Source organism: Phocaeicola sp. RTP21198st1_B8_RTP21198_201120 (genome assembly GCF_040929485.1).
GTDB classification, from domain to species: Bacteria; Bacteroidota; Bacteroidia; order Bacteroidales; family Bacteroidaceae; genus Phocaeicola; species Phocaeicola dorei.
This window is the reverse complement of record NZ_JBCOCI010000017.1, coordinates 21,951-40,253: the sequence shown is the minus strand read 5'-3', so window position 1 is coordinate 40,253 and position 18,303 is coordinate 21,951. Positions and strand designations below refer to the sequence as shown.

At 42.6% G+C, this 18,303-nt stretch carries 9 protein-coding genes; 3 read left to right on the top strand and 6 right to left on the bottom strand.

Features of this window, described 5'->3' with window-relative positions:
- Positions 1–20: 20 nt before the first annotated feature.
- The 3 genes from AB5935_RS09235 to AB5935_RS09225 all read right to left on the bottom strand — a co-directional run bounded on the left by AB5935_RS09235 (position 21) and on the right by AB5935_RS09225 (position 5,136).
- Positions 21–3,407 carry a TonB-dependent receptor gene (locus AB5935_RS09235; RefSeq protein WP_368327405.1) on the bottom strand — a complete coding sequence of 1,129 codons (3,387 nt, stop codon included), beginning with the start codon at positions 3,405–3,407 and terminating at the stop codon, positions 21–23.
- Positions 3,408–3,557: 150 nt separating this feature from the next.
- Positions 3,558–4,502: a FecR family protein gene (locus tag AB5935_RS09230; protein WP_007848552.1), complete on the bottom strand. Its 945-nt coding sequence runs from the start codon at positions 4,500–4,502 to the stop codon at positions 3,558–3,560.
- Positions 4,503–4,575: 73 nt separating this feature from the next.
- Positions 4,576–5,136: an RNA polymerase sigma-70 factor gene (locus tag AB5935_RS09225; RefSeq protein ID WP_005840733.1), complete on the bottom strand. Its 561-nt coding sequence runs from the start codon at positions 5,134–5,136 to the stop codon at positions 4,576–4,578.
- A 203-nt stretch (positions 5,137–5,339) separates the two neighbouring features.
- Here AB5935_RS09225 and AB5935_RS09220 point away from each other — a divergent pair, with 203 nt between their 5' ends.
- The 3 genes from AB5935_RS09220 (at position 5,340) to AB5935_RS09210 (ending at position 13,005) form a co-directional block, all read left to right on the top strand.
- Positions 5,340–7,853, top strand: a complete 2,514-nt coding sequence (locus AB5935_RS09220; protein ID WP_007840829.1) for a helix-turn-helix domain-containing protein — start codon at positions 5,340–5,342, stop codon at positions 7,851–7,853.
- 514 nt (positions 7,854–8,367) lie between these two features.
- Positions 8,368–11,439 (top strand): SusC/RagA family TonB-linked outer membrane protein, encoded by a 3,072-nt coding sequence (locus tag AB5935_RS09215; protein WP_038611595.1) that lies wholly within the window; start codon positions 8,368–8,370, stop codon positions 11,437–11,439.
- A gap of 12 nt (positions 11,440–11,451) precedes the next feature.
- Positions 11,452–13,005 (top strand): RagB/SusD family nutrient uptake outer membrane protein, encoded by a 1,554-nt coding sequence (locus AB5935_RS09210; protein WP_007856340.1) that lies wholly within the window; start codon positions 11,452–11,454, stop codon positions 13,003–13,005.
- Positions 13,006–13,124: 119 nt separating this feature from the next.
- On the opposite strand, the gene AB5935_RS09205 is transcribed toward AB5935_RS09210, so the two are convergent.
- From AB5935_RS09205 to AB5935_RS09195, 3 genes are all read right to left on the bottom strand, one after another.
- On the bottom strand, positions 13,125–14,126 hold the full coding sequence (locus tag AB5935_RS09205) for a glycoside hydrolase family 43 protein (protein WP_038611597.1): 1,002 nt from the start codon (positions 14,124–14,126) through the stop codon (positions 13,125–13,127).
- 325 nt (positions 14,127–14,451) lie between these two features.
- Positions 14,452–15,594 carry a glycoside hydrolase family 43 protein gene (locus AB5935_RS09200; protein WP_007840839.1) on the bottom strand — a complete coding sequence of 381 codons (1,143 nt, stop codon included), beginning with the start codon at positions 15,592–15,594 and terminating at the stop codon, positions 14,452–14,454.
- Between the two features lie 25 nt (positions 15,595–15,619).
- Positions 15,620–18,076 carry a family 43 glycosylhydrolase gene (locus AB5935_RS09195; RefSeq protein WP_038611599.1) on the bottom strand — a complete coding sequence of 819 codons (2,457 nt, stop codon included), beginning with the start codon at positions 18,074–18,076 and terminating at the stop codon, positions 15,620–15,622.
- Positions 18,077–18,303: the final 227 nt, after the last annotated feature.

Sequence of the window (18,303 nt, the reverse complement as noted above, 5' to 3'; positions counted from 1 at the left end):
ATGGTATTCAATTTTAAAAGTTAAAAGTTTATATTCAAGCCAAAAGTGAATGTCCTTGGTACGGGATATGTAGAATAATCTATACCTTGCAATAATGCTCCCGGTGAGTTGCCATTAAAGTCCACACCCACTTCGGGATTTCCATATTTGTACTTGCTGAATACAAATGCCTGCTGGACACTGGCGTACACACGCAGTCTGCTGACAAACTTAATGAGATTAGCTGGCAAGGTATATCCTAATGTAATGTTCTTAATGGTCAGGTTACTTCCATCGTATACAAAACGGGAATGAAAGATATCCCTTTCACGTGAAGTCCCACTAGTAGTCTTACCATAAAGTCCGGCACCGGGATTGTCAGGGGAGCGCCACCGGTCCTTCACCTCTTTCATTACATTAAAAGGGCCGTCAAGGTTGGCCATACCTTGCTCTACAGCAGCGGCAATCTTATTTCCGTAAGTGCCTGTGGCAACTATAGTCAGATCAAAATTTTTGTATTCAAAATTGTTCGTTAAACCAAATGTGAATTTAGGAAGAGGATTACCGATTTCCGCCTTATCACCACTTTCATCATCGCCATAAGTAATTTGTTTATCGTCATTAACATCGTGGAATTTGATAGTACCTACTTGGGAATCCACAGCTTTAGGCGACTGGTCATAATCTGACTGGTTTACATAAATTCCATCCTGAACCATTCCATAGAATTGCCCGATACGCCCTCCTACACGTGAAATCGTACTTACAATGCCCGAATAAGCCACCAACTGATTACTCAAATCACTTAATGCCAGCACACGGTTATCACTGAAAGAAATATTGAAATTCGTGCTCCAATTAAATGTTCCTACAATATTATGGGAATTAATACTAAACTCATGTCCCCAGAATTTAAGTTTACCAACATTCCCTATCAGTGTAGAGAAGCCTGATTCTTCGGGTACAGGTAGTGAATAAAGCATATTGGATGTTATCTTGTTATAGTAGTCATATGTAAAAGTAATACGATTATTGAAGAAACCAAGATCGACTCCAAAGTCCAATTGGCGAGTTTTTTCCCATCCCAGATCATCGTTTCCAAGATTCGTAACAGCACTTCCGCTTGCGACAGTACTACCAAACACAGCATTCGTGTTACCACTTACCGTATTGTAATGAGTATAATTTCCTATATTGTTATTCCCTATCATACCATAACTTCCACGTACTTTCAGCAAAGACACACTCTTAAGTTTGCCCATAAAAGCCTCATCACTCACAATCCATCCTAAAGATACCGATGGAAAGTTACCCCACTTATTATTACTTCCGAAACGGGATGAACCATCCCTACGAATACTTGCTCCAATCAGATATTTACCTTTATAACTGTAATTGACACGACTTAAATATGAAATCATACTCCACTCTTGAATATCCATAGTCGGATTGTTCTTCACCAATGCCGCATCAATAGTCTGTATTCTATCGTCCGAAAAGTTCGAACCACTTATGGCACTATAGTCACTACGAAATCTTTGTGTAGTATATCCAAGCAACAGTTCAAACGTATGATTACCTATTTCTTTTGAATAATTAGCAGTGGTTTCGGACAACCAAGACCAATATCGGTTATTCGCTTCGTAAAGATTAGCTGCAATGGCACTTGGTGCAGCTGCAAATGCCCGTCCGGCAGTAGAAGGTTGGAAATTGTGCTGATAATTAGAACCTATATCTCCATTCAGACTCGTCTTCAAGACAAGACCTTTAAGTGGTTCATATTGCAGACTCGCATTTGCAAGCAATCTTTTCGCTTCCCGCTTGTTGACGATATCTTGTATGGAACGCACCCAATTCGGGGTCTCAAAGGCAGTGACACCGGGTGTTGTCACTACTACGGGATAGGTTCCATCTTCGTTTCGATAGTCAAGAATAGGAGGAGTCAATGTAGCGTTAGCAAGTAAACCTCCCCCACTAAAGAATGCTCCATCTGATGACGGTCGGTTTTCAAAACTATAAGTCGGAGCCAGATTGAAAGCTAGCTTCAAATTGTCGGAAATCCGGTAAGTAGAGTTAGCCCTTGCTGAAATACGTTGGTAATCGGAGTTCAACAAAACACCATCCTGATTGAAATACCCCAGTACAAAAGAGCTTGTAAATTTATCTTTCCCTGTACTAACAGATACATTATAATCTTGTATCATGGCACTACGCAGCATAGCATCATACCAGTCATGTCCTTTACCATATTGTGAAGGATTCTGAAAAGCGGTAGGAACACTTTGCCCCAAGTCTTCATAGCTCTCTTTCTTGAATTGCGCCCACTCTGTTCCATTCATCATTTCAGGTCTGCCTTTTTGAGGCACATTCTGAACTCCCATATATGCATTGAAGCTAATATTCGTCTTTCCAGCTTTCGCACCTTTAGTTTGAATAAGTACTACACCAAAAGCTGCACGGGAACCATACAAAGAAGTTGCAGCTGCATCTTTAAGTATAGTCATTGACTCTATCTCATTCGGATTAATATCATTGATATCACCCACAATAGGAAATCCATCCACTACATAAAGAGGATTTGATCCTGTAGAAAGTGATGCAGCTCCACGAATACGGACGTTCATTCCTTGTCCTGGTACTCCCGTTCCCTGATTCACTTGTACACCTGCAATTTGTCCTTGCATCTTTTGGGTAAACTGCGCTACAGGAACATCAGAAAGTTTATCAAAATCCAATGTTTCCATAGCACCAGTAACAGCTCGTTTGGTCTGGGTGCCATAAGCTACCACTACTACTTCATCCAGCGACTTCACATCTTCTTTCAAGACAATGCTCAATGAATGATTGTCTTTCAGTTTGATTTCTTGCGGAATATATCCTGTATAGCTGAATTGAAGTATATCACCCATATTCGCTGCCAAAGAGAAATTACCATCAAGATCTGTTACGGTACCTTGACCCGATCCTTTTATCAATACCGAAACACCTATTAAAACTTCTCCGGATGCATCAGTTACAGTACCAGCTATTCCCAATTTTTGCTGCTGTGCCGCCAATGCAGCATTCCGGGTAAGAATAATATGATTTCCCGCCATCTTGTATGCAACAGATGACTCTGCAAGTAAAATCGATAAGACTTCCGCTACCGGCTTGCTGCTTACATGAATGCTTTTACGCATCTTTACGTTCACATCTTCCTTGTATATAAAAAGATAGTCCGTTTGAGACTCTATCTCATTCAATATAGATTCCAACGGGGCATCGCTTCTATTGATAGTTACCCTCGCATTCTGTGAGTGACTATTTTCGGCCATCAGGCTGAACAGGCAGAGGAACAATAAGAATATTGATAATCGCATAATTCTAAATAATTGTTTTAAATCCGGATTTTCAAGATAATAAAGATCCGGCAAAGGAATGTTTTTCATATCTTTGCAAATGGTTATTAATACGATTTATTAAAAATAATTGTGTTAGTCGGGTCGGTGGGTGGTGCAAACACCCATCGGCTCTTTAGTTGTTTTTCATAAGGATTGCTTCATAGGCTGATTTTCCATTTTAGAAGGTTAATACATTTCTTACTTTATATGAATGACGTCATTATCCCGATTTCTTTGATAAATAAAGGCTACATCGTTTTGCAGGACACGCAGCGCATAGTCCAATCCATCAGAAATCCTAAATTTCCCAGTTAATGCAACCTTTGCTATTTCCTTTTTATCCATCTGTATTTTCAAATCATAATATTTCTCCAAGTCTTTTATAATATCAGCAAAAGGTTTATTTCTGAAACAATATAACCCCTCTTTCCAACGATATACATTATAATCATCAATTTTACTCACCACCAATCGGCCGTCTATCAAAGTCGTTTTCTGATTGGGTGCCAAGATGACGGAATTCTTTTCATCGTGAGGTAATTTTACCTTTACTCTGCCTTCCATCAAAGACGTTTCGAATATTTTTCGTGCTGAATAAGCTTCCACATTGAATTTTGTTCCCAATACTTCTACATCCAATGTACTTGTATGTACCACAAACGGACTCTTTTCATTATGAGCCACCTCAAAGTAAGCCTCTCCATCTAATATCACCTCCCGTTTGTCTGTCATAAAAGAAACAGGATATTGCATTGTAGTTCCGGCATTCAGCCAAACGTTTGACCCATCGGGCAAATCGAGGTTAACACGCTGGCCGGCCGGTACGGTAATGGTCTGCATCGCTAAATACATACCTCCATTATCTTTACCTATTGAAAATAATACAACCGTCACACTCACCGTTATCACTATTACAGAAGCTATTTTCAGGAATTCCCTGATAAAATAGTTCCTCCTGTTCCTCATTCTCTGTATATCAGTCCGTCGGGAATGACCTGCAAGAATCATAGCATTAAACAGTTTGCGTTCCCTACGCAACAGCCCGGCATTCTCCTCAGAAGCACCGGCCCATTCTTTAACCACTTTCATATCTTCCAAAGAAGCATGACCTTCAAAAAAACGGTATAACAAATCCTTATCCATAAACACTTTTGTTTTACGTATTTATAGTAATAGCGGATGGGAAAGAACATTCCCTAGTGAAAAACTGTTTTTTTTAATGCAAATAGAAAAAAAGTAAGGATACCGGCAGATAATCCTTCAATGCAAGACGTAACGTCCTGGTAGCTTTCGATATATGAAATTCCACTCCCTTGGTTGTAATATCCAATAGTTCTGCTATTTCTTTATGGGATTTATTTTCATTACGGCTCATCACAAAGATTTTCCGAGTCTGTTCGGGCAAAGCATCCAGTGTCCTATCAACAATCTCCTGTATTTCCTTTGTAAAAACCTCATAGGGCTCGAAATCTTCCAAAGTCATGATTCTGCCCGACAATTCCCATGCATAGATTCGGGCTATTTCGTCAGAAGCATCCTGATAGACTTGTTGATGGCGCAAATAGTCAATACACTTATGCTTTATCGTGGTCAAGACATAAGCCGGAATATTAGTATCAGCAGACAAACGATCTTTGTTCTCCCAATAGTACATCATTGATTCCACAACAAAATCTTCGGCAACAGCTTCATCATGCACATAGGTACAGGCAAAGTGGACAAAACGTTGCTGGTAGTCTATAAAGAATTTATTAAATGCATTCAAATCAATGCTCATTGCCTATCAAACCGTATTAAATAAAAGGAGAATAATGGTACAAATATACATTTTTACTTTTAAAAGCAAATGAAAGCTGCCTCAAATTTTATGCCTCCAACAACGATAGCAATCCACCAAACAAAGAAAATATTCCTCCAAAGTTTCCCCGCCTTAAATAAAAGCAGTAACTTTACCAAATAATATACTAACATTAGGAAATAATGAATAACCCAGAACTACAGCGTGCCTGGCAAATAATAGAGAATACTGGCACCCATCTCTTCCTCACCGGAAAAGCAGGAACCGGAAAAACAACCTTCCTACGCAATCTGAAGAAAGAATCTCCCAAACGCACAGTCATAGTCGCCCCCACCGGAATAGCTGCCATCAATGCGGGAGGCGTTACCATCCACTCCTTTTTCCAACTGCCATTTGCACCTTTCATCCCCGATACCACGTTCAATACCGAACAAAAACATTTCCGGTTCAGCAAAGAAAAAATTAACATCATCCGAAGCATGGATCTGCTGATTATTGATGAAATAAGTATGGTAAGAGCAGATCTGCTAGATGCCATCGACTCTGTACTCCGCCGGTACCGGGACCGGTATAAACCTTTTGGAGGCGTACAACTGCTAATGATAGGCGACCTGCAACAACTTGCCCCCGTAGTGAAAGAAACGGAATGGAATATGCTGAACCACTATTATGATACCTCCTATTTCTTTGGAAGCCTCGCCTTAAAAAAAACCACCTACGCCACCATCGAGCTAAAACAAGTCTACCGCCAAAATGATCCCTATTTCCTTTCCCTACTGAACAAAGTCCGGGAGAATAAAGCCGACGAACAGACACTCGCAGAATTGAACCAAAGATATATTCCCAATTTCCATCCTGCCAAAGAAAAAGGATATATCCAACTCACCACTCACAATTACCAAGCACAACAGATTAATGATCACGAGCTTTCACTCATCAAAGAACCGGTTTTCAGTTACAAGGCAGAAGTCACCGGAATTTTTCCTGAATATTCTTATCCTACAGATGAAACATTGATGCTGAAAAAAGGAGCGCAAATCATGTTCGTTAAAAATGACCCCTCACCGGAAAAACGTTATTATAATGGTATGATTGGCGAAATCACCTCTATAGATGAGGATGGATTTACCGTCCACACCAAAGAAAAGAATGAAAAAATCATTGTCCAACCCGAGGAATGGACAAACAGCAAATATGTGCTAAATGAAGAAACAAAAGAAATAACCGAAGAACAAGAAGGAGTCTTCAAGCAATACCCTGTAAAACTGGCATGGGGCATCACTATTCATAAAAGCCAAGGACTGACTTTTGAACACGCCATTATTGACGCTCGCTCCGCTTTCGCCCACGGACAGGCATACGTTGCCTTGAGCCGATGCAAAACATTGGAAGGGATGGTTCTCAGTTCCCCACTTTCCGTCAACGCCATTATCAGCGATACAATAATCGATGATTATAATCAGTATATAGAAACACATACCCCCAATGAAGAATTGCTCTGTGCCATGCAACAAACTTATTTTCTCAATCTCGTTAGCGAACTATTCGATTTCTCACCGATAGCCCGTTCATTCAATGAGCAAGCCCGACTGATTGACGAACATTTCTACAAACTCTTCCCTCAGTTACTGGCAGAATATAAAAAGCAGATACAAATATTCACTACTGAAATAGTGGATGTATCCTATCGTTTCCACAAACAATATGAACGTCTGGTAACACAATCTACTGATTATAATACGAATAACAACCTGCAAATACGCATCATAAAAGGAGCCGCCTATTTTGAACAAAAACTACGCCCTTTCCATAAACTGGCTGAAGCGACTAATCTTCCCACGGACAATAAAGAACTAAGAAAGAAAACGAACAACACCTTGGAAGAGTTCTTAAACACTTTGACACAGAAACTTTCCTTGCTACAATATGTAGAAGATAATGGTTTTCACGCCAGCGACTATCTACGTAAAAAAGCATATATCCTTTTAAGCGGAACCGATAATGAAAACTCCTCAGGTACAACGGCACACGACAGAAAAGAGCGCACCCCCAGAGAACGCGCATCCAGGGAACGGAAGAGAATTGAAGTTCCCAACGACATACTCCACCCAGAACTTTATCGGAAAATCACCGAATGGCGTGGAACTAAAGCAAAAGAAACCGGTATGCCGGCCTATGTCATTATCCAGCAAAAAGCTCTGTTGGGAATGGTCAATCTATTGCCTAATGATGCAGAATCATTGGAAGCTGTCCCTTATTTCGGACATAAGGGGGTAGAGAATTATGGTTTGGAACTTCTGGAAATTATCCGGAATTATATGAAAGAACAAAATCTGCAACGCCCTGAAATAAGAACCGTATTTGTCCCCCGGGAAAATAAAAAAAATAAAGAAGACACCAAAAAGGTCAGTTTCAGATTATTTAAAGAAGGGATGAAGGTAAAGGAAATCGCTGAATTCCGGGAATTGACTACCGGTACCATCAGCAACCACCTTTTACACTATGTCCAGACTGGAGATATCAAACTACAAGAATTAGTCGACCAAGAAAAAATAAATTATATTACAGCTCATCTCCAGAAACTCCCCTCTCTGCCACAAGGAGTGAAGGAAATAAAAGAAAAGTTAGGCGAATATGCTTCTTACGATGAAATACGTTTTGTCTTTGAAGTATATAAAAAACATATACCGGCATAAATTTCACTCATATTGAAGTCCCAAAAAGTAAGTGCATTTCATAAAACAAGTAAGTATACTTAAATGACGAAGTAAGTACACTTACTTGTTTTGCTACATGAAAGTGACTATCCGGATGAGAAAGATGATAAGGAGATTTGTGAATAGATGAAATTATTGTGAATGGCTACTTAACAAGAAAAAGGAGGGGAAAGGAAGAGCCTTTCATAAACCGATTAGGAAAAATGATCCTTGAAACTGATATTTAACATCTTTATCCCACTGAATCATGTTATTTGTTTTTTTGAGCAATATGCGATATTCCATTTATAAAGAACGTACAAAATAACATGCATTCTCTCTTAAAAGCGCCACCATGAGTGTTTCATAACTTGTAATTTATTAAGAATAACAAAAAAAAAGAAAAGAAAAGATAGCATTATATTATTATAAAATAATACATTTGCAGCGACCGAAATAGAAAGGGAATAAAATCCCTAAACCAAACTATTTACTAATTTAACCTTATTAATCTATGCAATTCTACCAAAAAACAAGGGAAAATTGTGTAAAGACACATGTAATTCTGAAAAAAGCCTCTTTTTACGCATGTCTTACACTATTTGCCGGAATGGCTTTCCCAATGCCTTTGTGGGCTTCGCTGTCAACTGCCATCGTACAACAGCATGTTAAACAAATTACGGGTATCGTAAAAGATGCAAACGGAGATCCTGTAATCGGTGCCAATGTAGTACAAGTGGGAAGCACCAACGGTACCATTACAGATGTGGATGGCAAATTCACGTTGAATGTATCCGTAGGGGCTAAACTGAAAGTTTCGTATATCGGTTACAACGACCAACAAATTACCGTAAGTAACAGCAACAGTTACACCATTATCTTGAAAGAAGATACTGAATCTTTAGATGAAGTGGTAGTAGTGGGATACGGTACTCAAAAAAAAGTAAACCTGACAGGTTCTGTGGCAACCATCTCATCCGATAAACTAGTCAACCGCACTAGTGCCAATGTCACCAACATGCTGGCAGGACAAATGCCGGGTGTCACCATTATCCAAAATACCGGTCAGCCAGGAGCTGATGCCGGAGTACTGCGTGTACGTGGTCTAGGAACCATGGGAGATGCCAGTGCCATGGTTGTGGTGGATGGAGTAGAGTCTACCATGAGTAGCGTGGACCCCAACGATATTGAAAACATCTCTATATTAAAAGATGCAGCCGCCTCAGCCATTTATGGTGTACGTGCTGCCAATGGTGTTATTCTTATCACAACCAAAAAGGGAACCAAAGGACGTGCCATTGTATCTTACGATGGATATGCAGGCTGGCAAAGTGCCTCACGTATGCCCATTTTTTTGGATTCTTACAATTATGCAGTGCTGATGAATGAAGCTTACACCAATGACGGTTTGAAAGGTCCGTATGACGAAACAGCCTTGCAAAAGTTCAAAGACGGAAGTGATCCCGACTTTTATCCCAATTCCGACTGGCTGGGTACACTACTAAGTGAAAACGGCCTGTTCAACAACCATCATTTGAGTATCAAAGGCGGTGGAGACAAAGTAACTTACTCGCTGGCATTCAACTATCACGATAAAGACGGATTGATAGTCAATACTAACTACAACAAGTTCAATGTACGCGCCAACATTGACGCTCAGATAAACAGTCGTCTGAAATTGACTACAAATATGGCAGTATACCGCAGTAATATGACTGCTCCAGCAGCAGGTATCAGTAACCTGATGCACTATGCTTTCCGTGAAACTCCGGTTACTCCCATCCAACTGAGCAACGGCAACTATGCTTTGTTCAAAAACGAGCACAACTCCGTAGCCTATGCACGTGAAGGAGGAACCTACAAAGAAACAAACAGCAATTTTCAAGGTAACGTAGGAATGGAACTAGACATTATAGACGGACTGAAACTGAGAGGGATTGCCGCTTCGACTTTCAACCTGACCGACAATCCCACCCACGTCAATACCATGACATTCTATCAAGCAGGTTCAGACACTCCGGTAAAGAAAACCACCAACTCCATCACAGAGTATGATATCAAAAGTATGGAACTAAACCTGCAAGCTTATCTGGACTATAACAAAACCTTCGGTAAACACACTGTAGGAGCTTTACTGGGTTATTCACAAATTTATAAACAGACACGCTACCTGCAAGCTTACCGTAAGAACCTGCCCAACTCCAATTCGCTGGACCAGATCAACGCCGGCGAAGTGACGGGACAGACAACATACGGTACAGAAATAGAATACGCTCTTCGCTCAGTTTTCGGACGCGTGAATTATTCATACGATAACCGTTATCTACTGGAAGCCAACCTGCGTTATGACGGTACTTCACGCTTCCCTAAGAACAACCGCTTCGGCGCATTTCCCTCTTTCTCCATCGGATGGAGAATCTCAGAAGAAGAGTTCTTCAAAGTTGATTGGGTGGATAATTTGAAACTACGTGCATCATGGGGATTGCTGGGTAATCAGGAAACCGTAAACTCAGACAACAGTTCCAACTATTATCCGTACCAGAACACCTATCTATTCGGTTATGACTACAGTTTCGGAAACACTTTGACTCCAGGTATCTCCATTTCCAGCCCGATGGCCAACCAAGACATTACGTGGGAAAAAACAGACCAATGGAACGTAGGTGTGGACGCCGCTTTTTGGAGCAATAAACTGACCTTGGGCGCAGACTGGTTCCGCAAGGAAACACGGGACATATTACTGCAACTTCCCGTTCCCAACATGATGGGAGTCAGTGCTCCGATGCAAAACGCCGGCGTAGTGCGCAATACTGGTATCGAACTGCAACTAGGACATAACAACCGTATCAATGATTGGAGCTATTCTATCGGAGCCAATTTCAGTTATGTAACTACCAAAATTATAGATTTGAAAGGCGGTGACACACCAGGACAATCTGTAGGCGATCCACTGTGGGCATATTACGGCTACGTATGCGACGGCATCTTCCAAAACGAAGAAGAGATCAAGAATCATCCTACACAGAGCATGGGTACTCCGGTTCCGGGTGACTTAAAATACCGCGACCTGAACGGGGACAAAGTGGTAGACAGCAAAGACCGGCAAGTATTGGGTTCCTACTTTCCGAAAATCAACTTCGGTCTGAATCTTTCAGTTCAATATAAAGATTTCGACCTAAGTGCACTGCTGCAAGGTGCGGCTGATGTAAAGAGCGCTCCTGTAGCCGAAATCAGATACGCCTTCTACAATGGCGGTAAAGTAACGGAACAGCATCTGGACCGTTGGACTCCGGAAAACCCGAATGCCACTTATCCCCGATTGTCCATGAGTGACTCCAAAAACCGCGTGACTTCCAGTTTCTGGATGCAGGATGCCTCTTATGCCAAGCTGAGAAACCTGCAAGTAGGTTACAGCCTGCCCAAACAGCTGATATCCAAATACGGAATCAGCCGTCTGAGAGTGTATTGCAGTATCGACAATCTCTTTATGATTTCCGGCTTCGACGGTGTAGACCCCGAAGCCATCAGCGGCAACTATTATCCATTGACCCGAAATTATTCATTCGGTCTGAATGTAACATTCTAAACACTGACAACTATGAAACTAAAATATAACTTTATAGGATTAATATTGGCATGTGGCCTTGGTCTGAGCTCTTGCAATGACAGTTTTCTGGACAGAAATCCAAAAGACCAATTATCCGACGCATCTTTCTGGAAAAACGCAGAAGATGCCCAGAAATTCGCAACCGGAATCTATCTGTATCTGATAGAACCGGAGAACCATACTATCATGACAGATTGCTACACCGACAATGCTATTCCGGTACATGTCACAGCCGAACAGGGGCAGTTGTCTGCTGGTACGGCTACTTCCAGCAATCCACATTTCCTACAATTATGGAAAAATGCCTATCAATGCATCCGCAGATGCCTGGTATTTTACGAGCATATAGGCGATGTGCCGATGGATGAAAAAGAAAAAGCGCAACTGACAGCCGAAGTACAGTTTCTCGAAGCTTTCTCATACGCTAACATATTAAAATATATGGGTGGCGCCTCCCTGCTGGATCATCCGTTGGAACTGAACGAGAAACTTCCTTCACGCAGTTCTGAAGAGGAGACTTATAATCATATAGTAGGATTATTGGATAAAGCAGCAGCCAGCTTGCCCGATATCCGCAGCAACAGTGACCACGGAAAACCGAGTGCCGGAGCCTGCTACGCACTGAAAGCCAGAGTTGCTTTCTACGCACACAAATATGATGTGGCGGAAGCCGCCGCACGCAAAGTAATGGGCATGAATGTGTATGGACTGTATGATAACTATGGTGACTTGTTCCAACCTGTAGCAGAGTTATGTAATGAAATCATCTTTGATCGCGAATATCTGGAAAACCCGAAAAACTCCAATGAAGGCAGTTATATAGGACAGTTCTTCGCTCCCGTCATGATGGGAGGGTGGGAAGCTTTATCACCTACTCAAGACTTGATAGACTCCTATCCATGTAAGGATGGCAAATCAATCAGAGAGTCTCCTTTCTATAATCCGGAAGATCCTTTTGCCGACCGTGACCCCCGTCTAGGCTTCTCCGTACTGTGGAACGGTTCGCAAATAGCAGGAAAGACTTTCAACCTGAACAATATGGGAGATGGCAGCCATACCCGTACAGGATATAGCATGAAAAAGTATATCAATCCGGACAATGACGGTATCAATAATTACGACTGGACCAACTTTATCTATATCCGCTATGCAGAAGTGCTGCTAACTTTCGCCGAGGCTCGTAACGAAAATCTGTCTGCTCCGGATACGGAAGTATATGATGCGGTCAATCAAATCCGTCAGCGTCCCAGCGTAGGTCTTCCTCCTCTGCCCTCCGGCTTGTCCAAAGACCAAATGCGCGAAGCTATCCGTTTGGAACGTCGTTTGGAATTTGCTTTCGAGGGAATGCACCTGTTTGATACCCGTAGCTATAAAACAACCGAAAAGGATGTTACTAAACCAGTATACGGGATAAATGCAAAAGGAGAAAGCATTTTTATTGAAACCCGCAAATTCAATGCCAACCGTGACTATCTGTGGGCTATCCCCTTGGAAGAGGTAGACCTGGCTCAGGGTGCACTGAAACAGAATCCGGGTTGGGATTAACCCGGCCATTTATTTGGAGGGACAGGCTCATAAAGCTGTCCCTCCAACTCTTTCTACACATCTCTTTTCATTGAAGGCAAAAGTAATTACCTTTCCTCTCGAAAAAAGATAAAGCACTTTCAAGGAATATATGGTTTTCCCACCATCAATTTATCTCCGGAAAAATCGACTTCAAACAAGCGAGGAATACGAATATAACGTCCGTTTACATCCTTATGACGATGTACAGACATCAACCATTTACCGTCCAAGGTCTGAAACAACATCCCATGACCGAAATCGGGAGGAGTAATCGGGTCTTTCTCCTGTATCCATGGTCCATCCAAGGTTCCGCTTTCAGAATAAGCCACTCCCTGAGTGTACACATTATAAATCCAACTAGTCCAAATCATACCAAGTCTACCTGTTCCTGTACGGAACAGATACGGACCGTCAGTGACTTTATTCGGTTTATCCTTGCCATCCACATCTTTTTCACGGCTCCACGGCGATTCGCTGGCACGGAACAGTAATTTCCCTTCGCCTATGGTTCCACTTAAGTCAGGCTTCAGTTCTATTTTCTCTATCGTACCATCCAAGGCTTGCAACCATTCATAACAATATACCATATAAGGCTTTCCGTCTTTATCCACCCAAAAAGTTCCGTCCAAGGTCGGTTTATCAGCAGGCAAATAAGTAGAGTCCTTCATCGGAACGTAAGGTCCGTCCGGCTTATCGCTTACCAAAACATGGCTGGCACGACGCTCTATTACATTCCCTTGTACCGTATCAATCTTCACCGCCTGATTGGTGAAAGTGGCAAAATAATAATACTTGCCTTTATATGGATGCAACTCAGCGGCCCAGACCATGGGATCAGGTCCCATCCATGAGTTAGAGTCAGTCTTTGCCACATGGAACGGTCCTTCCCAAAGTTTCAAATCCTTGCTTTTCCAAAGCATACCTCCGGTTCCAGTCATATAATACATAGCCGTCTTCCTGTCTGCTAGAATGCAAGGGTCACTCAGCACAATAGAATCCAAAGGCACTTCCTTCCGCACTTCCAGCTGACGTCCTTGGCAAGCAGACACCAACCATGAAAGAGAAACACCTAACAATAAAAACAATCCAATCTTTTTCATGCATATTCTATTTTAAGTTTCACAAATTCAACATTACAAATATACGAACCTAGAAGGGCTATGAAAACAGAAAGGCACATTTCCTCACGAAATATGCCTTCAATTCTAACTTAACCTAACCTAAAATTCTATTATCACATCACAGTATGTTAACCTTCTTCCTAAAACCCTATCTTTAATACCTATTATCTCTTTTTACCGATAGCAAAGATAAAAAATCTAATTGACAACCATAGAGGTAAAATCGAGCAAGATGGATGCAATAATCGGTCAAGAACAGACTATTGCACTATTTTCCATCCTTCAGGACTATTTTCAACAGGGATTACTGAAAGAAATCCAGTGTCCAGTTGTCCATCCACTCCACGTATGGAACTCCTTCCTTAAATTGAACAGGTAACCAAATGTAACGGGCATCACTGGGATGCTCCGGACGCCAGATATCTGCCATAAATATAAAAGCATCTTTCTTCCCCTCCACCTTCAGAATATAAGTGCTCTGTCCACCGAACGTAAGTTCCGACTTCGGTCCCACACAAGGGTTGGGATGCTGAGACCATGGTCCGAAGATGGAAGAAGACGAGAACATACGGGCCTCATTGGGAGCCCAACCGGTACAACCGGAAGTGATCATCCAGTAGGTTCCGTCTTTTTTGAAGATAGCAGGTGCCTCATTGTGTCCTGCCGGAGCCACACGCACATAATTCCCTGTGTGTGAAAGATAGTCATCACTCAATTCCGCTATTTGAAGTGTAAGGTTTTCTTCAGAAGAGTAAATATGGTAGGCTTTACCATCCTCATCTACATAAAGGGTCATATCGCGAGACATCTGTCCGCCATCCAAATCACGCTTTACTATCAAGCCTTTGTTCACAGCATCCGTCCATTCGGGAGTCCACCATTTCTCATAATTCTTGGCATTCAGAGTATCCAGCACTGCAACAGCCTGCCCGTCCATATTAACAGGCAGCTTACCAGCATTGACACGTCCCGAACGGATGAAACGGTAAGGACCGGCAGGGGTATCACTGACTGCCACCCCGGCACGGGCGGCTGCATAACCTTTTCCTTTCAATTCCAGATGGAACCACATCACAAACTTCCCTGTTTTCGCATTATATATCACTTTAGGACGTTCCAATATACATCCACGCGCTATGTCGCTGCTGTCGTTATCAACAACAGAAAGCGCTACGCCTTCGTTCTTCCAGTCAGTAAGATTCCGAGAAGAATAACACATTACTCCCACCATGGCACTGCTGGTAGTATCACATTTATTCTCGCCGAACCAGTAGTATGTTCCGTCATAGTACATTACTCCGCCCCCATGGGCATTGATATGCTCTCCGTTGTTATCAGGCCACATCTCGCCTGAACGAATGGGTTGCAACGGTTCATTGCTGCATCCGCAAAGGAAAATCAAAGCTGTGCACAACTCACACAAGCTGTTTCTCAGTTTACTCATCATAAATTATTTTTATATAAAATGTTTCTTATTCAGATGGAAGCAAAGCATCGTAAGACATCCCCCAATGTTCTGCCAGGCGTTCCGCTTCCTGGCGGGTAAGATGAATGATTGCCCCATGTTTGGGAGAAGTGAAGTTAGTAGTCCTCATTACTCCTTGGTTAAACTGTCCCAAAGAAGTGAAATGTACGAAGTCGGAAGTTTCACTGAATCCGAAATTATGAACCTTCTGCCCGTACACATCATACATCAACACCCATCTATCCTCACCGATGCGTTTCCACAAGTTCGGAGCTTCGCACGCCGTGGGTTCAGGATCATACCAACGGGCATTATACTCGTAATCACTGTTTACCCTGTCCGAAACAGCCTGCTTGATACCAGCTCCCCCGTCGTGTGAAACGTAAAACATGTGATACTTATCTCCTATACGGGTAATATCCGCATCAATAGCAGAGATCTTCTCGTCGGGGTATTGAAACAGAAGCTGGGGTAAAGTCTCCAACCTGTCAAAGTCGTCATTGACATATACATAGTAAAGCTTGTTCGCCTCATTCTTGAAGCGCATGGTGAAGTACATCATCAGCTTTCCTTTTTTATCATCATAGGTCACTTCGGGAGCCCAGGCACAACCAATCTCACTAAAAACGGCAGACAACTTGTCAAAGCGCAGATTGGTACGCTTCCAGTGAATCAGATCCCAGGATTTCATCAATACCAGCCCCCGGTTGTTACCCCATCCGTACTCTTTTCCGTCGCGTTCCCACTCTGTATCACGATATCCGTCACGCTGCGCATAAATATGCAAATCGGTCATCGACAGATAGAATGCTCCATCCGGACCGCGGAAGATATGCGGATCGCGGATACCTTTCTGTTCGGCTATCGTATCTCCGGCTATGACGGGCTTTCCTTCGTTCAAGGCGGTAAAAGTGTAGCCGTCGGGACTGATTGCCATGTGAAGTCCATGGTCCTCGTCTTTGTGGAAGACCATCAGATAGGCGCTCATATCTTTCTCTTGCGGAACCGCATTCCGATAACGGAAGCGGCTGAAACCCGCACTTCCTTTTCCGGCAGAAAACAGACCGACACGCAAAGCATAAAAACCGCCATAATTATTGTGATGCAAGGAGGAAACATCCATATCACCAGTTAGAAGAGTCCATTCTTTCCCATCCTTACTCACCTCGACGGACAGACGGTTACCGCAATTGTGCAGTCTGGCAAAGAAATGTTTCCCAATGCGGTTGGGAAGTTCCGTCTTGTGCTCCGCATCCCGGTAAATATAGAATGTCTTTCCATCGGAAACGACTCCGGCGTAAGCCTTTTCATTATAATACAGGATAAGCCCGGCCACATTTCCATTCCCTGTCCGGATTTCCACTTGTGTTTCGTAATTCTTGTCTTCAGCGGTGGTCAGCAACACCCGTCCGTCAGCAGGAGTCCGGCCTTTGGCTTTCATCCATAAGATATCCTCCTTGAAAGTCAGGGATTGAGGAGCATATTCTTTCCAGAAAGTCCACTGAAGTCCCAATTGAGGACCTTTGAAATCATCGGACAGTTCCAATCCATGTTTGATTTCCTGCTCCGGAGTGACAGGGGTAGCGGCAGATACGGTACGGTACCAGCCATCCTCCGTCCATTCTACCGGTTCAATCAGGGTGGAGCGTCCCAACGTGTGATAGTCATTGGCATACGCATGATAAACGATCCACCAGTTGCCGTTCACATCATCTATCAACGTGCCGTGGCCTTTAGACCACCAACTATCCGTTACACTATATGTATGCACAATGGGATTGTAAGGTGAATTCTCCCAGGGGCCGATCACACTTTTTGAACGGGCGGACACAACCATGTGGCTCGTTGCGGGTCCCGCAGTCCCTCCTTGGGCGGAAGTAAGATAATAATATCCGTTGTGTTCATTCAGTTTCGGGGACTCCAGACACATACATTCCGTATCCCAATGGTCAGGATATTTCCATCCGTCATATACTTTCTTCTTTTCCCCGACGGTGGCAAGTCCGTCCTCTGTCAATCGGATCATTTCCCCTTTATCCAAATAAAGATAGCGGTTACCCTCCTTATCCACCACATGACCGGGGTCAATCCCTCCCACCTTCAAGTCAACGGGGCGGCTCCACGGACCACGGATGTTTTTCGCCCACATCACCCAATTGGTTCCTGCGGCAGGATAATAGATGTAATAAGTATCCTTGTATTTCAACAAATCAGGCGCCATGGCAGAACCTTCATATTGAGGCATGACACGACATAACGGCTCCCAGTTCATTAAATCCTGCGAGTGCCAGATTAAGAATCCGGGAGCGTAATAGAAAGGAGAATGAGTCATGTAGTAATCCTTGCCGTCACGCATAATGGAAGGGTCAGGATAATCACCCGGAAGAATCACTTTAGGATAAGTCTGTGCATTCATCTGCAAGAATGACAAAAGCAATAAAAGGGATAATAAAAGTCGCATCATAGTATTTTATGGGGTTATTCATTACCTGTCATCGAGTCCCAACCCGATACAGCTGTTTTTTATTCTTCAAAAATACATATTCTGCTAATAAAAAAGGGGGTATAATTCGTGCAAAATGGGACAGAAATCAGCCAAAAGTCGCTTTTTATTCTTTCTAAAGAAATAAATCACGTCGAATTTCCCAAACTGGAGGAAATAAAATGAGGGCATTCTCTTTGAGAGATATG